A 19,578-nucleotide genomic window follows, 5' to 3' on the forward strand; every position below is an offset into this window, starting at 1 on the left:
TTCAGGCCTTCTGGAGCGCCACTTCGTATTTGGCCGTCGTGCTGTTCGCGATGTCCTCTTCGCTCACACCGGGCGCCAGTTCGATCAGCTGGAAGGCACTGTCATGGTCGGGCCGACGGAAGACGCCGAGGTTGGTGATGATCATGTCGACCACGTTCGTGCCGGTCAGCGGAAGCGAGCATTCTGGGATGAACTTGGGGTCCCCGTGCTTGGAGGTGTGGTCCATCACCACGATGATCTTCTTCACGCCCGCGACCAGATCCATCGCGCCGCCCATCCCCTTGATCATCTTGCCGGGGATCATCCAGTTGGCGATATCGCCGTTCTGCGCCACTTCCATCGCGCCCAGCACGGTCAGGTCGATATGCCCGCCGCGGATCATGGAGAAGCTGGTCGCGCTGTCGAAATAGGCGGAATGGTCCAGCTCGCTGATGGTCTGCTTGCCCGCGTTGATGAGGTCGGCGTCTTCCTCGCCTTCCAGCGGGAAGGGGCCGATGCCCAGCATGCCGTTCTCGCTCTGCAGCGTCACATGCATGCCCTCGGGGATGTGGTTGGCGACCAGCGTGGGGATGCCGATGCCGAGATTGACGTAGTAGCCATCTTCCAGTTCGCGCGCCGCACGGGCCGCCATCTGGTCGCGGCTCCAGCCTTTGGTTTCGTCAGTCATCTTGTGAGCCTTGTTCGGATTGTGAGAGGGAGGTGAGCGGCGCTGGCGCGAGAAACCACGCCTCGCCGATCAGTGGGTCGAGTGCGAAGGCTGCGTCGGGATCCTTCAGGAACGCGAACAGCTCGTCGAAATCGCGCTTCTGGTCGCCCAGGATCGCGACGATGCAGAAATCGCCCGCCGCATCGGCGCGGCGCGTGGCCTTGGTTTCGTCTTCGTAGCGGACCAGGTAGAGTTCGTCCGCCCCGCTCGGGTCGAGCCCGCTACGCAGCAGCGCCCGCCGAACGGCACCCGCCCGCACGGCCGTATGGCGCGAAAGCCACAGAACCGCGACTTCCTGCGCGCGCAGGGTCGCCAGGACGCGTGCAAGCTGCCGGGACGTGACGACATCCTCTGCCAGGGGGGCCTCGCTGTCTGCCGGATCGAGATCGACCAGCACCGCGGTCTGCGCGAAGGCACATTCGGCGCGGTCGGGCTTGAGCGTGCCAGGATCGGCAAGAATCGCGGACTTGCGCTTCTCCTGCGAGAATGGATCGCGCTGGGCGATGGCCGTGACCTTGGCGAAAAGCTGCGAATAGGCCGGATCGTCCTGCCCCCCCTGGCCCGAGGGTGGCGGCACTTCCGCATAGGAGACGACGCCCACGACCTCGCCTGATGACAGCAGGGCGACCTGCGCGTCCTCCGCGCTGGCGGCCTGCGATTCCTCTGCCGCCGGGCCCGCGCCGGCCGCGGCGGGAGGCGTTGCCTCGTCGTGCGGCGGCCGGTCGATCCCCCGGCCCATCATCGCTCCGGCAGCGACCGGTACGGCCAGCGCGACGCAGCCCGAAAGGCCGGGCAGCGCGAGCAGCAGCAGCAGGGCGAGCGCGCGATTCATGCCGGATCGGGCGGTCAGGCCGCCTCGCGCACGGTGCGGAATTCGATCTTCTTGTCGTAGGGCGCACCCACGATCATCCGCTGCACGAACACCCCGGGCAGGTGGATGCAATCGGGATCGAGCGAGCCGGTCGGCACGATTTCCTCCACCTCGACCACGCAGACCTTGCCGCAGGTGGCGGCAGGTACGTTGAAGTTGCGCGCGGTCTTGCGGAACACGACATTGCCGGTCTCGTCGGCCTTCCACGCCTTCACGATGGCCAGATCGGCGAAGATGCCTTCTTCGAGGATGTAGTCCTGCGGGCCCTCGCCGGTGTCGAACCGTTTCACTTCCTTGCCCTGGGCCACCTGCGTGCCGACGCCGGTCTTGGTGTAGAAGCCGGGGATGCCCGCGCCGCCTGCGCGCATGCGCTCCGCCAGCGTGCCCTGCGGGCAGAATTCCACCTCCAGCTCGCCGGCGAGGAATTGGCGTTCGAATTCCTTGTTCTCGCCCACATAGGACGAGATCATCTTCTTCACCTGCTTGGTGCGCAGCAGCTTGCCGATGCCTTCATTGTCGATTCCCGCATTATTGCTGGCGAAGGTCAGGCCGGTGACGCCGCTGTCGCGAATCGCATCGAGCAGTCTTTCGGGAATGCCGCAAAGGCCGAAGCCCCCGCTGGCGATCAGCATGTTGTCCTTGAGCACGCCTTCCAGCGCGGCCGCGGCATCGGGAAATAGTTTCTGCATGGTGCTCCGGTGGGTCGGGGATGTGTTTCCGTCGTGTTTTAGGGGGTTGGCGCGGCCTTGTCATCCCGCACCCGCGCAACATTCGTTGCCGCAGTGCAACAAGGAATGGCATGGCGGCGCAACGGAAACGTCGGAAATCCGCCACTTCTTCGACTTGCATTTTCTGCAATATTAAATGATCTTTTCGCACTTGCGAAGAGGATCGTGTTGCGCCACAACAATGAGGCCTTTCAGGCATCCTCTCCCAAACTTAATACCCGGCTGGGTTCGCTCAGCCGGGTTTTTTCTTGTCCGGCGCACCTTGGCCGGCCTTGTCGGACCTATGCGCGCGCTCGCTCATTCCCAAGGGGTCATTCCAATATCCGTAGCGCGACCTATCTAGGCCGCCACGCGAGGCGCCCGCCTACCCGGGCGCGTACCACACGGGAGAGAGCGCAGATCATGGCCGATAGCGAAGCCGCGAGCGAAAACACCGTCCGCCTGCAGGTTGCGGCGGCGCGCCAGGAAGAAAGCGGGCGCGGCGTCGCGCGCCTTCCACGAAGTGCGATGCAATCGCTCGGCGTGACGGAGGGCGATATCGTGCAGCTCTCCGGCAAACGCTCCACTGCCGCGATCGTGATGGCCGCCTATGACGAGGATCAGGCGCTCTCCGTGGTCCGGCTCGACGGGCTTCAGCGCGCCAATGCCGAAGTGGGATCGGGCGAGCATGTGAAGATCGAGGCCGCGCAATCGCGCCCCGCAACCCGTGTGGTGTTCGCCCCCGCCAGCCGCGAGATGCGGCTTCAGGGGCCGACCCAGGCGCTCAAGCGCAATTTCTTCCGCAAGCCGATCGTCAGCGGCGATCTGGTGGCGACCACCGGCCAGCAGCCGGTGCAGAACATGCCGCCCGAAGTGCAGCGCATGTTCAACGCGCCCGCCTACGCGCTCACCCAGATCCGCCTGCGCGTCATCAGCACCGCGCCCAAGGGCATCGTCCATATCGACGAGAACACCGAGATCGAGCTGCGGCCGGACTTCGAGGAGCCCAAGGCAGGTCGCTCCGTGGTCAATTACGACGATGTCGGCGGCATTTCGGAAACCATCCAGCAGCTGCGCGAAATGGTCGAGCTGCCGCTGCGCTATCCCGAACTCTTCACCCGCCTCGGCGTCGACCCGCCCAAGGGCGTGCTGCTGCACGGCCCGCCGGGAACCGGCAAGACGCGGCTGGCGCAGGCCGTCGCCAATGAAAGCGATGCCGAGTTCTTCGCGATCAACGGGCCCGAAATCATGGGCTCGGGCTATGGCGAATCGGAAAAGCGGCTGCGCGAAGTGTTCGACAACGCGAACCAGAACGCGCCCGCCATCATCTTCATCGACGAGATCGATTCGATCGCGCCCAAGCGCGATTCGGTCCCGGGCGAAGCCGAAAAGCGGCTGGTCGCACAACTGCTGACGCTGATGGACGGTCTGGAATCGCGCGCCAACATCGTCGTCATCGCGGCGACCAACCGCCCCGACGCGATCGACGAGGCATTGCGCCGGCCGGGCCGGTTCGACCGCGAGATCGTGATCGGCGTGCCCGACGAGAACGGCCGGCGCGAGATCCTCGCCATCCACACCCGCGGCATGCCACTGGGCGAAGGCGTGGACCTGAAGGAGCTGGCCAAGGTCACGCACGGCTTCGTCGGCGCGGATATCGCCGCGCTGGCGCGCGAAGCCGCGATCGACGCGGTGCGCCGGATCATGCCGCAGATCGATCTCGACGCGCAGACCATCCCGACCGAAGTGCTCGAGAATCTGCATGTCGGGCGCGACGATTTCCTGTCCGCGCTCAAGCGCATCCAGCCTTCCGCCATGCGCGAAGTGATGGTGCAGGTGCCCGATGTCGGCTGGAGCGATCTGGGCGGCATCGACGACGCGATCGAGAAGCTGAAGGAAGGCATCGAACTTCCGATCAAGAACCGCGAGGCCTTCCACCGCCTCGGCATCCGCGCGGCCAAGGGTTTCCTGCTCTACGGCCCGCCGGGCACGGGCAAGACGCTGCTGGCCAAGGCCGTCGCCAAGGAAGCGGATGCGAACTTCATCTCGATGAAGTCCAGCGACCTGCTGTCCAAGTGGTACGGCGAGAGCGAGCAGCAGATCGCCAAGATGTTTCGCCGCGCGCGTGCTGTCTCACCCTGCGTGATCTTCATCGACGAGATCGATTCGCTGGTCCCCGCGCGTGGCTCCGGCACCATGGAGCCGCAGGTGACGGGGCGGGTGGTCAATACCGTCCTCGCGGAGATGGACGGTCTGGAGGAACTCCAGTCGGTCGTGGTCATCGGCGCCACGAACCGCCCGACGCTGGTCGATCCCGCGCTGCTGCGGCCCGGCCGGTTCGACGAACTGGTCTATGTCGGCACGCCCGACGCGAAGGGGCGTGAGCAGATCCTGGGCATCCATACCGGCAACATGCCGCTGGCAGACGATGTCAGCCTGTCCAAGCTGGCGTCCGAGACAGAGCGGTTCACTGGGGCCGATCTGGAAGACGTGGTCCGGCGTGCCGGCCTCGTCGCGCTGCACCGCGCGGGCACCGATGTGCAGGAGGTTACCATGGGCGACTTCACCGAGGCCCTGAAGGACAGCCGTGCCTCTGTGACGCCCAAGATGGAGCAGGAATACAAGAAGATGCGCGGCGAGCTGAAGAAGCGCGCGGCGGAACCAATGCCGATCGGCTTCATCACCGAAGGCATGGTGGAATCAACGCGCGATTCGAAGCACGGGGATTAGGAGTTCCGCGCTCTCCCCGCCCGTCCTGAGCTTGTCGAAGCGCGGCGGGGTGCTCTCCCTTGGTGCTTCGGCAGGCCCAGCACGAAGGGGTGCCAGCCGGCAATCGCCCTAACCGCCCCGCTCGTTCGCGGCCTCGACCTCCAGCCGGTGGCGGATCAGCGCGACCGGCTGGTTCTCGCGCAGCCATTGCAGCATGTATTCGCGCACTTCGCAGCGCAGCGTCCACAGGTCACCGATGCTCGCGGCGGTCATGGACAGACGCAGGGCGATGCTCTCCGGGTGGGCATCGACCACCAGCGCGGCCGCATCGCGTTCATCCCACAGCGCATGCTCGGCGAGGAAGCCGAGGAAGGCCTGCCGGATTGGCTCCACATCGGCGATCGGATCGAGGTTGAGCATCACGATACCGGTCAGCCGGTCGGCGGAGCGTGACCAGTTCTCGAAGCTTTCCTCGAAGAACTTGCCGGTGGGCACCACCAGCACGCGTTCGTCCCAGATGCGCACCACCACGAAGGTCATGCGGATTTCTTCCACCCGGCCCACTTCGCCGTCCACCTTCACCATGTCCCCGATCCGGATCGGTTCGGTCAGCGCCATCTGGATGCCCGCGATCAGCGATTTGAGCGCAGGCTGCGCGGCGGCGCCGATCGCCAGCGCGGCAAGGCCCGCAGAGGCCATCAAGGTCACGCCCACCTGCCGCACGCCCGGTATGCTCAGCAGCACCAGCGCGATCGTTATGACGATTATCAGGCTGGATGCCGTCCGCCGGAAAATCTCGATCCGGGTCTTGCGGCTGCGCATGTGAATCGGGTCGAGCCGGGTCTCCATCCGCCGCTCGTGCGCCAGCGAGGCGCCCTGCACGAAGGCGAGCGCCAGCCAGCCGAAGATGACCGGCGCGATAAAATCGGAAAGCGCATCCCACGCGGGGCGGATGGCTGGCACGCGCTCCGCCACGGCAGATATGGCGATGGCCACCGCAAGCCAGCGCGAGGGCCCTCGAACCGCATCGAAGATAGGCTGGCCGTACTTCGCGGGACCATGGGTACTCGCCCGGCGCAGCAGAACGAAGGCAACGCGGTGAACGGCCAGCGCAAGCACCACGGCGATGCCCAGCGCCGCGGCGATGGCGAACGCCTTGTCCAGCGGCACCGCAAGCTGCGCCGGGTCTAGCATTTCGGTCAGGTTCGCCATGGCCATGCCTGCCGGATATTGGCCGCGCGGTGCGCGATCAAGCGGCACCATCCTTCGGGTGCGGCGGGAAGACAATGCGCACGGTGACGCCGCGAGGGCCGAAAGTCCGTTCCACCTCGCCGCCGAGCTGGCGCCCGGCACCGGTCATCAGCGTGCTGCCGAAGCCGCCGCCAACCTCGGTACGGGCGCCGTTGTCGCCATCCTCTTCATCGATGCTGCCGTCGCGTTCTTCCTGCCATTCCAGATGCACCAGGTTGCCTTCCTTGCGCCAGCGCACGGTCAGCAACCCTTCCTGGCTCCAGCAGCCATATTTGACCGAGTTGGTAGCAAGCTCGTGCAGGACCAGTCCCAGCGGCGTCACCTGGATACGGGCGATGGCCACATCCTCGCCATCGATTTCGAGGCGCTTCTCCTCCGAGACATGCGGCTCCACCGTGGCTTCGACGAGCGCGCGCAGCGATGCGCCGCCTTCCCGGTTCAGGCGATCCGCCGCCGTGCCGGACCCCTGCGTGACCTCGTGCGCGGTCAGCAGCGCGCGGATGCGCGAGCCGATGCGTTCCTTGTAGGCAGCCACGTCCGTCACGTCGCGCGCACTCATCTGGACGATGGCCAGCACCATGGCGAACAGGTTCTTCACCCGGTGGTTCAGTTCCTGCGCCAGCAGATCCGCCCGGTCGCGCGCGGTTTCGAGTTCGCGGGCCTGCGCCGCTTCTGTCTCCGCCTGTGCCGCGCGGGCGACCAGCACAGCCCCCAGCGCGATGGCGCCGACCAGCAGCAGCAGCAGGACGCCCAGTGCCGGCAGGATGCGCTCTTCCGCGGTCCGCGCGCGCTCCGTCTGGTCTGCCAGCAGGTTGCGCTCGATTGCAGCAAGCGTGTCGATCGCGGTGGTCAGGCGTTGCATCGCATCATAACCGTCGCCGGTCAGGATGCGCCGCCGGGCATCGCGCAGATTGCCCTGTTCCAGCAGGCCGACCGTGTCGTCGAGTTCGCTGAACTTGTCCTCCAGCGCGGCGCGAATGCGGTCTACCTGCTGCCGCTGGACGGGGGCTCCGTCGGCAAGCGAACGGTCCAGCTTCTCCAGTTCCTCGACGGTTTGCGTGCGCGCGGTACGATAGGGTTCGAGATAACGCTGGTCGAGCGTGATGAAATAGCCGCGCTGCGCGCTCTCGGCGGAAAGGGCGGCGCGCTCCACGCGGTCGAGCGTCTGCAGGATTTCCGAGGCCCGTTGCGCCTGCACCCGCTCCGCCCGTTCCGCCGCGCCGAGCGACAGCAGCAGCGCGAGCGCGCCGAGGATCGCGCCCGCCATGGCGCCGAGCACCAGCCAGTTGAACCAGCGGCGGATGAAAGCGCGAAAAGGGGCAGGCCGCAGAGCCGGGTTCAATGTGCGTCGTCCCAGCTCTGCCCCGTGCCGATCTCGACGCCCAGCGGCACCGAAAGCGCGACGGTAGGTTCGGCGGCCTCCACCATCACCCGCTGGATCACGGGCGTGGCCTTCTCCACCAGCGATTCGGGAAGTTCGAACACCAGTTCGTCATGCACCTGCAGCAGCATGCGCACGCCGTCCGGCTCATCCGGCTTCAGCCCCGCCGCCGCCAGCGCGGGGCCCATGCGCGCCATCGCCCGCTTGATGATATCCGCACTGGTGCCCTGGATCGGCGCGTTGATCGCGGCGCGCTCGCTCCCCTGACGCTCGGCCTGGTTCTTCGAATTGATCCGGGGAAACCACGTCTTGCGACCGAACAGGGTCTCGGAATAGCCACGTTCCCGCACGGTTTCGAGCGTATTGACGATGTATCGCTGGATGCCGGGAAACCGCGCGAAATAGGTGTCGATCAGAGCCTGCGCCTCGTCCGGCTCGATCCCCAGCCGTCCGGCCAGGCCCCAGCGCGAAATCCCGTAGAGAATCGCAAAATTGATCGTCTTGGCGCGCGCACGCGTATCGCGGTCGACCTCGCCGAACATCTCTTGCGCGGTGCGGTTATGAATGTCCTCGCCCGCCGCGAAGGCTTCGCGCAGCGGCGCCACGTCCGCCATGTGCGCGGCAAGCCGCAGTTCGATCTGCGAATAGTCTGCCGCCAGCAGGACATTGCCGTCGTCCGCCACGAAGGCCTGCCGGATTTCGCGGCCGATTTCGGTGCGGATCGGGATGTTCTGCAGGTTGGGATCGGTCGAGCTGAGCCGCCCGGTCTGCGCGCCGGTGAGGCTGTAGCTGGTGTGCACCCGGCCCGTGCGCGCATTGATCGCCTGCTGCAGCGCATCGGTATAGGTGGACTTGAGCTTGGCCAGCTGGCGCCATTCCAGCACCTTGGTGGCGATCGGCGCGCCCTGGGCGTCGAGCTTTTCGAGCATCGCCTGGTCGGTGGAATACTGCCCGCTCTTGCCCTTGCGGCCGCCCTTGTAGCCCATCTTGTCGAACAGGATGTCGCCCAGCTGCTTCGGGCTCCCGACCGCGAATTCCTGACCGGCAATGGCGTGAATCTCGCCCTCCAGCCGCTTGGTTTCGGTCGCAAACCGTTCGGACAGATTGGCCAGCTGCTCGCGATCCACCTTGATGCCGTGGCGTTCCATGCCCGCGACCACAGGGATCAGCGGGCGATCCACCCGCTCGTAGATCCTGGTGCCGCCTTCGACGGCGAGCCGGGGCTTGAGATGGGTGTACAGCCGCAAGGTAACATCGGCATCCTCGGCGGCATATTCGGTTGCCCGGTCGAGCGCGACTTCGCCGAAGGGGATCGCCTTCTTCCCCGTGCCGCAGATTTCCTTGAAGGTCAGGCAGGTATGGCCGAGGTGGCGCTGCGCCAGTTCGTCCATGCCGTGCCCGCCGCCGATCCCGTCCTGCGAGCGCCCGGCATCGAGTGCGAAGCTGATAATCATCGTGTCGTCGATCGGCGCGACCGCGATACCCAGCCGCGCCAGCACGTTGACATCGTACTTGAGGTTCTGGCCGATCTTGAGGACCGCATCGCTCTCCAGCAGCGGGCGCAGCTTCTCCAGCGCGACATCCATCGGCACCTGCTGCGGCTTTTCGGCGAACATGTCTTCCCCGCCGCCGCCGACGTTGAAATGGCCGAGCGGGATGTAGCAGGCCTGGTTCGGCCCGGTCGCCAGGCTCACGCCGACCAGATCGCAGGCCATGCAGTCGAGTTCGCTGGTTTCGGTGTCCACGGCCACCAGCCGCGCCTTGAAGGCCTTGTCGATCCAGCGATCGAGCGCTTCGGGCGTCTGCACGCATTCGTAAGCGCTGCGGTCCACTGCGGGCATGTCGGGCAAGGGCTGGCGATTGCCTTCGGGCGCATGCGCCTCCCCCTTGTTCTGTGGTTTTGCCGGGTGGAGCCGGGTGGTCGGCCCCGGCGCGCTGCTGCCGCCTTCCAGCCGGCGCAGCAGGCTGTTGAAGCCCTGTTCGCTCAGGAAAGCGGCAAGCGGCTCGGGCGGGATCGAGGAAAGCTTCATCTCCTCTATCGGCATGGGCAGCGGGCAGTCTTCCTTCAGCGTCACCAGCACCCGGCTGAGTTCGGCATCGCCGCGATGTTCCAGCAGCCTTTCCTTCAGCTTCGACTTCTTCATGTCCGGCGCCGCGTCGAGCGCGGCGGTGAGCGAGCCGTGGTCCTGGATCAGCTTGGTCGCGGTCTTCGGACCCACACCATAGATGCCGGGAATATTGTCCACCGAATCGCCCATCAGGGCCAGCACGTCCCCCACCAGTTCGGGCGGGACGCCGAATTTTTCCTGCACTTCCTCCGGTCCGATCCGCGCGCTCTTCATGGTGTCGAGCATGTCGATCGTGCCGCCGGCCTCGCTCGTGCCCACCAGCTGCATCAGATCCTTGTCGGAGGACACGATCGTGACGTCCCAGCCCTGCGCGGCTGCGGTGCGGGCATAGGAGGCGATGATATCGTCCGCCTCGACGTCGGGCTCCTCGATGCAGGGGAGGGAGAAGGCGCGCGTGGCATCGCGGATCAGCGGGAACTGCGGCACGAGGTCTTCGGGCGGCTCGGGCCGGTTCGCCTTGTACTGATCGTAGATTTCGTTGCGAAAGCTCTGGCTCGACTTGTCGAGGATCACCGCAAGGTGGGTCGGTCCCTCGGCCTTGTCGAGGTCCTCGGCCAGCTTCCACAGCATCGTCGTGTAGCCGTAGACCGCACCGACCGGCGTGCCTTGGGGATTGGTCAGCGGGGGCAGACGATGGTACGCGCGGAAGATGTAGGCGGAGCCATCGACGAGATAGAGGTGCTGCTTGTCGGCCATGGCCTCTGCTAGCAGCGGGCCAGGGGCCCGTCAGCCCTGCATGATCCGGGAAAAATGTCCGGATAAGGGCAAAAAAGTGTTCGGCTGCCCAATTTGGGCTTGCCATGCCACATTCTTGCCATTATCTACGAACCAGAAACCGCCAGGAGGGGGTTTCAACCGGCCGCATTCATCTGCGGCAGGTCAATTCTGAAAAGGATATAGATTATGCGCAAGATCGTTCTCGCTTCGGCCATCGCCGTTTCGGCTCTCGGCCTCGCCGCTTGCTCGGAAACCACCGAAGAAAACGCCGAAGACACCGTTGAAGGCGCCGCTGCCGACACCGAAGCCAACCTCGACGCCATGGGCGACGAAATGGAAGAAGGCGCCGCCGAAACCGGCGAAGCTCTCGAAGACGCGACCGCCGAAGCTGAAGAAACCGCCACCGAAGTCGAAGCCGACGTCGAAGGCGAAACCGAAACCGAAGCCGCTGCCGACTAAGGCACGCTTCCTTCGGGAAAAATTAAGGGCGGTGCCTCGCGGCGCCGCCCTTTTTCGTGTGCGTTAGAAGGGGGGCTTACTGACCGCCCGAACCGTAGTTCGCCGAGGCCCAGACCCGGCCGTCGACCGGGGCGTTCTGCCCGAAGCCGCGATAGAGCGCGCCGGTGATCTCCGCGATTCGCGCGTCGCGCTGGCGTCGTGCCTCGAGCTTGCGGGCGCGATTGCCGTTTTCCGATGCCATCGAAACGCTCTGGCCGGTAACATAGATCGCGGCGGCCACCGGGCGACCGTCGGGCGTATAGAATATGCCGATATCGCTCGCCGTGCGGCTGAGCGTGCCCGTCTTGTGCGCCAGATTGGCGCTATCGGGCAGAGCGGATGTCATCCGGCGCTTGCCCGTGACGGTGGAGGCCATCGCATTCATCAGCACCTGCCGCGAATAGGAGCTGAGCCACTTGCCCTGGTAGATTCCGGCGAGCAGACGGCCCATCGCGCGCGGGGTCGCGCTGTCTTCGAAGGCGATTTCCGAGGCGGGATCGATCCGGCCGTCTTCACGCACCAGGGTCGCAATATCGCGGGTCAGCTCGAAATCGTAGATCCCGGCGGTCTGGCGCATCCACGCGTTGACGGCCTGCGGGCCGCCAACCGCGTTGAGCAGCGCATCGGTGCAATCGTTGCAGCTGCGGCTGATCATCAGATCGAGGTGTTCGCGCCCGGAAATATAGGTACCGCGACCGGGCAGCTCGAATTCGCTGGTCAGGCTCCAGCGGCCCTGATCGACCCCCGCCAGGAAGGTCGCCGCAATCGCCACCTTGCTGGTGCTGGCCATCGGGAAGCGCTGATCGGCCAGAATGCCGACTTCCTCGCCAGTCGCCAGGTCGATGGCGTAAACGCCGATCCGGCCGTTCGACCCATCTGCAAGCGTGGCGATCTGCCGTTCGAACGGCGAATCATAAACCGCCTCGAAGCTCTGCGGTGCGCGCACCTCGGTGCCGAGCATGCTGTCGAACTGGGCTTCGAGCGAAACCTGCTGCGCGGAGGCCGGCGCGAACGGGAGGGCGCTGGCTGCCAGCGCGAGTGCGAATGTCGACCCAAGTTTCCTAAGCATAATCCCGTCCATAGCCTGCGACTCTTGTGTGCAGTATTAATGCGCGAGCTTAACAAGGCCTCAACCCCTAATCGAAGGTTGAGCAGGATTGGCACGACCGATCATGCCAATCCTGCGACAAGTCGAGGAACGAGAGCCCTCGCCTCAGGTGTCGGCGATGATTTTCGCAATCTTATCCAAGGGTTCGCCGGTTACGGTCTTGTCGATCTCGCCGACCAGAGCCTTCTCCAGCGCGCTATGGTAATGCCGCCGCATCTCACCCAGCGTCTTGGGATCGGCAAGGACTAGCAGCTGCGTCACCTCGCCCGACACCGCCTTGGCATTGAGCCACTCGGCCACGGCTGCCCCATGTGCCAGTTCGTTCAGATCGGTCGCGCCGGTGCGCTGGCTGACATCGTCCTGATGGCGCACGCCCGCGCTGAAATTGCTCGGATCGAGATCCGGCTGTTCGACCATCTCCAGCTTCGGCTCGAAAATCTGGCCGGTGTTCTTGAGGAACATGAAGCGGTTGCCATCGGCGACGGCGACGTGGGCGTTATGGGGTAATTTCATAGGGCATTTCTCCTTCCCGCAACCAACACACGGGCCCCGGGAATGGTGCCGAAAACGGGTGAAAAAACCGGCCTTCCCAGCGCGCGCAAATGCGGTAGGTTCGCACCAAACCAGGAGATTTACCATGACGACCCGCGCCTTCGCCGCCGCTGCCAGCCTTTTCGCCCTTGCCACCCCGCTTGCCGCCCAGGAGGCTCCGATCATCCAGCCCGGTGCGCCCGGTTCGGAAAACAGGACGCTGCGCGCCGAGGATGCGACCAAGCTGGCTGCCACCAAGTTCACCCCCCAGGACGCGCGCTTCATGCAGATGATGATCCCGCATCATGCGCAGGCGGTCGACATGGTGGCGCTTGTGGAGGAGCGGACCAGCAACGCCGATATCCTCGCCATCGCGGGGCGGATTGCCGCCGGGCAGGACGACGAGATCGCCTTCATGCGCGACTGGCTGACCTCGCGCGGGCAAGCGACGAGGATGCAGCACACCGCGCAGGCCATGGGCGGCATGAGCCACGCGGACCACATGGCTTCCATGGGGATGGCCAGCCCCGATCAGATGGCGCGGCTCGCCACGCTCGAAGGGGCCGCGTTCGACGCCTATTTCATCGAGCTGATGACCCGCCATCACAAGGGCGCGGTCGACATGGTCGACGATCTGCTGGACCAGCCCGGCACCGCCTACGATCCGGTGATGTTCGAGTTCGTGAACGACATCAAGACCGAGCAGCAGGACGAGATCGACCGGATGAACGCGATTGCGGCCCGGCTCTCGGGCGACCCGCGCGCCAGCCTCGCCCCGGGTTTCCGCGATGCGGGCGAAGCGATCAGCAACCTGAGGCTGGTGGCCGCGCTGCCCAAGCCGACCGGCTTCTTCGATCCGGCAAACCCGGCGCAACTGCAGCCCAGGATCGAGGACGAGGAGGATGGCGCGCAAGAGGAAGCACCGGGCGCGGAGGAAGAGCCAGAGCTGGTCGCCGCGACCGCAGCCGACCCGCGCGATGAGGACGACGAGGAAAGCAAGGACCGCTTCGGCCAGCGCGGCTCTCTGCTGAGTTTCGCCAATACCGACATGGCCTTTTCCGGCGATCTGCTGGTGGCGGGCAATTACCACGGCTGGAACGCCTATCGCCTGGGCGAGGATGGCGTGCCGCAGCTGGTCAGCTCGGTCGTGTGCCCCGGCGGGCAGGGGGACGTGACGATCGTGGGCGATCTGCTGCTGATGAGCGTGCAGGACAGCCGCGCACGCAAGGACTGCGGGCTGCAGGGGGTCCAGGGCCGCGTCAGCGAAGAGCGCTTCCGTGGCCTGCGCATCTTCGACATTTCCGACATTACCAATCCGCGCCAGGTCGGCCAGGTGCAGACCTGCCGTGGCAGCCACACGCACTCGGTCGTCTCGGCGGATGATCGCAGACTGGTCGTCTACAATTCGGGCACAAGCTACGTGCGCGATAACGAGGAGCTGGCCGGCTGTTTCGAGACCGGGGGTGACGATACCGCGCTGTTCAGCATCGACGTGATCGAGATTCCGCTCGCCGATCCGGGCGCATCGCGGATTGTCGACAGTCCGCGCGTCTTCGCGGAAAACGGGCAGATCGCGGGCCTGTGGCGCGGTGGCGACCATGGCGAAGGCACGCAGCAAACCAGCAGCACCAACCACTGCCACGACATCACGGTTTTCCCCTCGCTCAACATCGCGGCGGGCGCATGTTCGGGCAACGGCATCATCCTCGACATCTCCGACCCGATGAAGCCCACCCGGATCGACGATGTGACAGACAAGGGCTTTGCCTACTGGCATTCGGCCACCTTCAACAACGACGGCACCAAGGTGCTGTTCACCGACGAATGGGGCGGTGGCGGCCGTCCGCGCTGCCAGGCGGGCGATCCGCGCAACTGGGGCGCCAACGCGATCTACTCGCTGGAAGATGGCGAGCTGAGCTTCGAAAGCCTCTACAAGCTGCCCGCGCCGCAGGGCGACAAGGAGAACTGCGTCGCCCACAACGGGTCGATCATCCCGGTGCCGGGGCGCGATATCTTCGTCCAGGCGTGGTACCAGGGCGGCATCTCGGTGATCGACTTCACCGATGCCAAGAACCCGGTCGAAATCGCCTATTTTGACCGAGGTCCGGTGGACGAGGACCAGCTGGTGACCGGCGGCTACTGGTCCGCCTACTGGTATAATGGCCGCATCTACGGCACCGAGATCAGCCGGGGACTCGACATTTTCGCACTGGAGCCGAGCGAGTTCCTCACCGCAGAGGAAATCGCGGCCGCCGAAGCAGCGCAGTACCAGGGCGACGTATTCAACCCGCAGACGCAGACTCAGGTGACCTGGCCGGACGATGTGATCGCTGCGGTGGAGGCGAGCCGCAAGGGTGGGTAGAGCAGGCTTCTAGCCTCAGCGCCCCCGCCTGGTGCGCAGCAAAAAGCCCCGCCGGATCGCTCCGGCGGGGCTTCTTGTGTTCAGTTCGGTGACTGGGTGGCGTGGCTTAGAAGCCCATGCCGCCCATGCCGCCGCCCATGCCGCCCATGTCGGGCATGCCGCCGCCGGAGGACTTGTCTTCCGGCACTTCGGAGATGGCAGCTTCGGTCGTGATGAGCAGACCGGCGACCGAGGCCGCATCCTGCAGCGCGGTGCGCACGACCTTGGTCGGGTCGATCACGCCGGCCTTCACGAGGTTTTCGTACGTGTCGGTCGCGGCGTTGAAGCCCTGCGTTTCGTCGCCTTCGCGCAGCAGGTTGCCCGTGACCACCGCGCCGTCATGGCCGGCATTGGTCGCGATCTGACGGATCGGGGCGAGGATTGCCTTGCGCACGATGTCGACACCGCGGGTCTGGTCGTCGTTCTCGCCCTTCAGGCCGTCGAGGGCCTTGGTGGCGTAGAGCAGCGCGGTACCGCCGCCCGGGACGATGCCTTCTTCCACTGCGGCGCGGGTTGCGTGCAGCGCGTCGTCGACGCGGTCCTTGCGTTCCTTCACCTCGACTTCGGTGGCACCGCCGACCTTGATCACGGCAACGCCGCCTGCGAGCTTCGCGAGACGTTCCTGCAGCTTTTCCTTGTCGTAATCGCTGCTGGTGTTCTCGATCTGCGTGCGGATCTCGTTCACGCGGGCCTGGATGTCGGCTTCGTCACCGGCACCGTCGACGATCGTGGTGTTGTCCTTGTCGATGGTGACGCGCTTGGCCTGGCCGAGCATGTTCAGCGTGACGTTCTCGAGCTTGATGCCGAGATCTTCGCTGACCATTTCGCCCTTGGTCAGGATCGCGATGTCCTGCAGCATCGCCTTGCGACGATCGCCGAAGCCGGGAGCCTTGACCGCAGCAACCTTCAGGCCGCCGCGCAGCTTGTTGACCACGAGGGTGGCCAGCGCTTCGCCTTCGATGTCTTCCGCGATGATCAGCAGCGGACGGCCGCTCTGCACCGCAGCTTCGAGGATCGGCAGCATCGACTGGAGGTTCGACAGCTTCTTCTCGAAGATCAGGATGTAGGGATCATCCAGCTCGACGGTCATCTTGTCCGGGTTGGTGATGAAGTAGGGCGAGAGGTAGCCGCGGTCGAACTGCATGCCTTCGACGGTCTCGAGCTCGAATTCGAGGCCCTTCGATTCGTCGACGGTGATGACGCCTTCCTTGCCGACCTTTTCCATGGCTTCGGCGATCTTTTCGCCGACTTCACGGTCGCCGTTGGCGGAGATCACGCCGACCTGGGCGATCTCGCTGGTGCCCGACACGTCCTTCGAACGACCCTTCAGGTCTTCGACGACCTTGCCGACGGCCAGATCGATGCCGCGCTTGAGGTCCATCGGGTTCATGCCCGCCGCGACCGACTTCATGCCTTCGGTCACGATGGCCTGGGCCAGCACGGTGGCGGTGGTGGTGCCGTCACCGGCGGCGTCGTTCGCCTTCGATGCGACTTCCTTGATCATCTGCGCGCCCATGTTCTCGAACTTGTCCTTAAGTTCGATTTCCTTGGCGACGGTGACGCCGTCCTTGGTGATGCGCGGGGCGCCGAAGCTCTTGTCGATCACGACGTTGCGGCCCTTGGGGCCCAGCGTCACCTTCACGGCATTCGCGAGCGTATCCACGCCCTTGAGGATGCCTTCGCGCGCTTCGCGCGAGAACTTTACGTCCTTGGCTGCCATTTTCGGGGTTCTCCTGAAATGAGGTTATTGAATTACTGGAAGCGGAAGGGAGCGGCTCAGCCGACGATCCCGAGAATATCGCTTTCCTTCATGATCAGCAGGTCTTCGCCGTCGATCTTGATCTCTTCGGCGCCCCACTTCTTGAACAGGACGCGGTCGCCTTCCTTGACGTCGAGCGGGGTGACCGTGCCGTCTTCGGCCTTGGCGCCCGAGCCTACGGCCACGATCTGCCCTTCGCTGGGCTTTTCCTGGGCGCTGTCGGGGATGATGATGCCGCCGGCGGTCTTTTCCTCGGCTTCGATGCGACGGACCAGAACACGGTCGTGCAGCGGACGAAATGCCATGCTTGATACCTCTTGCTAGGGTGAAAACTGGGCGTTGGCACTCTCATGTGAAGAGTGCCAGCACGGCGCATATGTGCAGCCGCCGTTCGACCGTCAAGCGGTGGCATCCAGAAAAAAATCAGGCAGAGCGCGGCGTGCGGACCGGGCTGACGGGACCGGCTTGGGCACTCGTGCGTAACCAAGTCAGGTGCGGCCCCGCATCCGTTTCAAGACTGCAGTTAACAGGACGAGCATGGCTTCTCAAACCCCCGAAACATCTTCCGCCGGATCCTCCGGCCTCGATCTCAGCTTCGTGGCGAGTATCGTCGACTGGCTGGAAGCCAATATCATGCAAATCATCGGCGCCTTTGCCGTTCTGGTGATCGGCCTGCTGATCGCGGGCGTGCTGTCGCGCTGGGCCGAACGGGCGCTGGGCAAGTCCTCCAAGTTCGAGCCGACGGTGGCGAACTTCCTCTCCAATATCGTCAAGTACGCCTTGTGGGCGGTGGTGCTGGTGACGGTACTGAGCCAGTTCGGGGTGGAGACCGCCAGCATCCTCGCCGCGCTGGGGGGCATGGCGCTTGCAGTCGGCCTCGCCTTGCAGGGCACGCTCAGCAATGTGGCCTCGGGCGTGATGATCCTGGTGCAGCGGCCCTTCGTGGTGGGCGAGGCGATCAGCGTCGACAGGTTCACCGCCGTAGTCCAGCGGATCGGCCTGTTCACGACCGAGCTCAAGCAGTTCGACGGCCTGTTCGTGATGGTGCCCAATGCCGAATTGTGGAACCAGCCGATCGTCAACCTGAACCGCCACTCGACCCGCCGGATCGAGCTGATCGTCGGAATCGGCTATGGCGACAGCATGAAGGAGGCGCGCGAAGCGCTGCTGTCTCTCGCGGCGGCGGACGAGCGGGCGCTGGACGATCCGGAACCCCAGGCCTTCGTCGCCTCGCTCGACGACAGCTCGGTCGGTATCGGCCTGCGGGTCTGGTGCGCCACCAGCGACTACATGGCGCTGACCTGGGACCTGACGGAGGCGGCCAAGGCCAGGTTCGACGAAGCCGGCATCTCGATACCCTTCCCGCAGCGCGAGATTACGATGGTACAGGGTTGATCGCCGCTTCCTGCGGCGTGAAGCGCGTGAGCCCCAGCGCTTCGCGCCGTGCCCATCGCCAGGTCAGCAGCGCGGCGGCGAAGGCGAGGCCGGTGGCGAGGCCGATCCACACGCCGACCCCTGCAAGGTGCGTCGCAAAGCCGAGCGCCAGCGACAGGCCGAAGCCCGGCACCCAGTAAGAAAATACCGCGATCCACATCGGCACCCGCGTATCCTGCAATCCGCGCAGCGCGCCGGCTGCCACGGCCTGGACCCCGTCGACCAGCTGGAACGCGGCGGCGACCAGCAGGTAGCGGGTGGCGAAGGCGACCAGCCCGGCGTTCGCGACGTCCCACGGGTCGATATAGATCGCCAGCAGCGGCATGGGGATCAGCACCATCGCGCTTGCCGTGCAGGACATGAAGACGAGCGCAATCGCGATCCCGGCCCAGCCCGCGCGGGCCATGCCTGCGCTGTCGCGCGCGCCGTAGAAATAGCCCACGCGGATCGTGGTCGCCTGGCCCACGCCGAAGGGCACCTGGAAGGCGAGCGCGGCGATCTGCAGCGCGATCGTATGCGCCGCGAGTTGCGCCGCTCCGATATTGCCCATCAGGAACGCAGCCGCACCGAATACTCCCGCTTCGGCGCAGATCATCAGCGCGATCGGGGTGCCGATCCGCACGATTCTGCCGAAGGCCTGCCAGTCGGGCACCCACCAGCGCCCGAAGATATGGTAGCGATGCAGCTTCGGATCGATCCTGATCGCGATCACGTAAGCGCCCATGGTGAACAGCGATGTCATCAGCGTGGCCACTGCCGCGCCGGGCAGGCCGAGTTCGGGTGCCCCCCAGTTGCCGAAGATGAAGGCGTAGTTGCCCACCGCGTTGACCCCGATACCCAGCGCGGTGATCGCGGTCGCGAAGATCGGCCGGTCGAGCGCGGAGACGAAGCTGCGCAGGACGTTGTTGATGAGGAAGGGGATGGTCGAGCACAGCAGCACCAGCGCATAGCTCTGCCCCAGCGCCGCAAGCGCGGGCTCCTGCCCGGTCAGCAATGCGAATTGTTCGAACCCGAGCATCAGCGCCATGCCCGCCGCCCCGCTCAGCACGGCGAGCCATAACGCCATGCGCGTGGCGCGGCGCACCGGTCGCAGCGCGGGGGCCCGGGCGCCGAGCGCGGCGGAAATCACCGCCGACACCGCGCCGGTCAGCCCGGACAGAGCCCATACGATGAGCCCGAAGACCGAGACGACGAGGGCGGAGGCCGCCAGCGGCTGCTCCCCGAGCCGCGCGATGAAGATCACGTCGATGGCATAGGTGAGCATTTGCAACAGGTTGGCGAGCGCCAGCGGCCAGCTGAGCCGGAGCGTGGCGGCGATCTCCGTGCGCCAGGGAGACGATGCTCCGGAAAGATGTGCTGTATCGGCCATGAAAAGC

At 65.4% G+C, this 19,578-nt stretch carries 15 protein-coding genes; 4 read left to right on the plus strand and 11 right to left on the minus strand.

Features of this window, described 5'->3' with window-relative positions; translation table 11 throughout:
* Window position 1: 1 nt before the first annotated feature.
* The 3 genes from ADAD_RS0103690 to ADAD_RS0103700 are packed head-to-tail and all read right to left on the minus strand — an operon-like array spanning window position 2 to window position 2,266.
* On the minus strand, window positions 2–667 hold the full coding sequence (locus tag ADAD_RS0103690) for a CoA transferase subunit B (RefSeq protein ID WP_010409853.1): 666 nt from the start codon (window positions 665–667) through the stop codon (window positions 2–4).
* Complete coding sequence (locus ADAD_RS0103695; protein WP_010409856.1) at window positions 660–1,538, minus strand: hypothetical protein; 879 nt, start codon at window positions 1,536–1,538, stop codon at window positions 660–662. Before ADAD_RS0103695 ends, ADAD_RS0103690 begins: the two co-directional genes overlap by 8 nt.
* Window positions 1,539–1,552: 14 nt before the next feature.
* Window positions 1,553–2,266 carry a CoA transferase subunit A gene (locus tag ADAD_RS0103700; RefSeq protein ID WP_010409858.1) on the minus strand — a complete coding sequence of 238 codons (714 nt, stop codon included), beginning with the start codon at window positions 2,264–2,266 and terminating at the stop codon, window positions 1,553–1,555.
* A 441-nt stretch (window positions 2,267–2,707) separates the two neighbouring features.
* Here ADAD_RS0103700 and ADAD_RS0103710 point away from each other — a divergent pair, with 441 nt between their 5' ends.
* Entirely contained in the window at window positions 2,708–5,014 is a 2,307-nt protein-coding gene (locus ADAD_RS0103710; protein ID WP_010409860.1) for a CDC48 family AAA ATPase, read from the plus strand.
* A 108-nt stretch (window positions 5,015–5,122) separates the two neighbouring features.
* Here the strand turns inward: ADAD_RS0103710 and ADAD_RS0103715 are convergent, their stop codons facing one another.
* The 3 genes from ADAD_RS0103715 to polA are packed head-to-tail and all read right to left on the minus strand — an operon-like array spanning window position 5,123 to window position 10,450.
* The gene (locus tag ADAD_RS0103715) at window positions 5,123–6,211 is read right to left on the minus strand and encodes a mechanosensitive ion channel family protein (protein ID WP_033193177.1); all 1,089 of its coding nucleotides are present in this window, start codon (window positions 6,209–6,211) and stop codon (window positions 5,123–5,125) included.
* A 31-nt stretch (window positions 6,212–6,242) separates the two neighbouring features.
* Window positions 6,243–7,586, minus strand: a complete 1,344-nt coding sequence (locus ADAD_RS0103720) for a sensor histidine kinase (RefSeq protein ID WP_010409866.1) — start codon at window positions 7,584–7,586, stop codon at window positions 6,243–6,245.
* Window positions 7,583–10,450, minus strand: coding sequence for a DNA polymerase I (gene polA, locus ADAD_RS0103725; RefSeq protein ID WP_010409867.1), 2,868 nt, complete (start codon window positions 10,448–10,450; stop codon window positions 7,583–7,585). Before polA ends, ADAD_RS0103720 begins: the two co-directional genes overlap by 4 nt.
* A 207-nt stretch (window positions 10,451–10,657) precedes the next feature.
* On the opposite strand from polA, the gene ADAD_RS0103730 reads away from it, so the two are divergent.
* On the plus strand, window positions 10,658–10,930 hold the full coding sequence (locus tag ADAD_RS0103730; protein ID WP_010409869.1) for a hypothetical protein: 273 nt from the start codon (window positions 10,658–10,660) through the stop codon (window positions 10,928–10,930).
* A gap of 76 nt (window positions 10,931–11,006) precedes the next feature.
* On the opposite strand, the gene ADAD_RS0103735 is transcribed toward ADAD_RS0103730, so the two are convergent.
* Together ADAD_RS0103735 and ADAD_RS0103740 are read right to left on the minus strand one after the other, a co-directional pair.
* Window positions 11,007–12,038 carry a serine hydrolase gene (locus tag ADAD_RS0103735; RefSeq protein WP_237700732.1) on the minus strand — a complete coding sequence of 344 codons (1,032 nt, stop codon included), beginning with the start codon at window positions 12,036–12,038 and terminating at the stop codon, window positions 11,007–11,009.
* Between the two features lie 144 nt (window positions 12,039–12,182).
* Window positions 12,183–12,590 (minus strand): baeRF12 domain-containing protein, encoded by a 408-nt coding sequence (locus ADAD_RS0103740; protein WP_010409873.1) that lies wholly within the window; start codon window positions 12,588–12,590, stop codon window positions 12,183–12,185.
* 124 nt (window positions 12,591–12,714) lie between these two features.
* On the opposite strand from ADAD_RS0103740, the gene ADAD_RS0103745 reads away from it, so the two are divergent.
* The gene (locus ADAD_RS0103745; protein WP_010409875.1) at window positions 12,715–14,970 is read left to right on the plus strand and encodes a DUF305 domain-containing protein; all 2,256 of its coding nucleotides are present in this window, start codon (window positions 12,715–12,717) and stop codon (window positions 14,968–14,970) included.
* 106 nt (window positions 14,971–15,076) lie between these two features.
* Here ADAD_RS0103745 and groL read toward each other — a convergent pair whose 3' ends face one another.
* Together groL and groES are read right to left on the minus strand one after the other, a co-directional pair.
* Window positions 15,077–16,729: a chaperonin GroEL gene (gene groL, locus ADAD_RS0103750; RefSeq protein WP_010409877.1), complete on the minus strand. Its 1,653-nt coding sequence runs from the start codon at window positions 16,727–16,729 to the stop codon at window positions 15,077–15,079.
* A 56-nt stretch (window positions 16,730–16,785) separates the two neighbouring features.
* Window positions 16,786–17,073: a co-chaperone GroES gene (gene groES, locus ADAD_RS0103755; protein ID WP_010409879.1), complete on the minus strand. Its 288-nt coding sequence runs from the start codon at window positions 17,071–17,073 to the stop codon at window positions 16,786–16,788.
* 232 nt (window positions 17,074–17,305) lie between these two features.
* Here groES and ADAD_RS0103760 point away from each other — a divergent pair, with 232 nt between their 5' ends.
* Window positions 17,306–18,163 (plus strand): mechanosensitive ion channel family protein, encoded by an 858-nt coding sequence (locus ADAD_RS0103760; protein WP_010409881.1) that lies wholly within the window; start codon window positions 17,306–17,308, stop codon window positions 18,161–18,163.
* On the opposite strand, the gene ADAD_RS0103765 is transcribed toward ADAD_RS0103760, so the two are convergent.
* Entirely contained in the window at window positions 18,144–19,571 is a 1,428-nt protein-coding gene (locus tag ADAD_RS0103765; RefSeq protein WP_010409883.1) for an MATE family efflux transporter, read from the minus strand. The two genes, ADAD_RS0103760 and ADAD_RS0103765, sit on opposite strands and share 20 nt — an antisense overlap.
* Window positions 19,572–19,578: the final 7 nt, after the last annotated feature.

Origin of the sequence: Citromicrobium sp. JLT1363, from assembly GCF_000186705.1 — a bacterium.
In the GTDB taxonomy this organism is placed as follows: Bacteria; Pseudomonadota; Alphaproteobacteria; order Sphingomonadales; family Sphingomonadaceae; genus Alteriqipengyuania.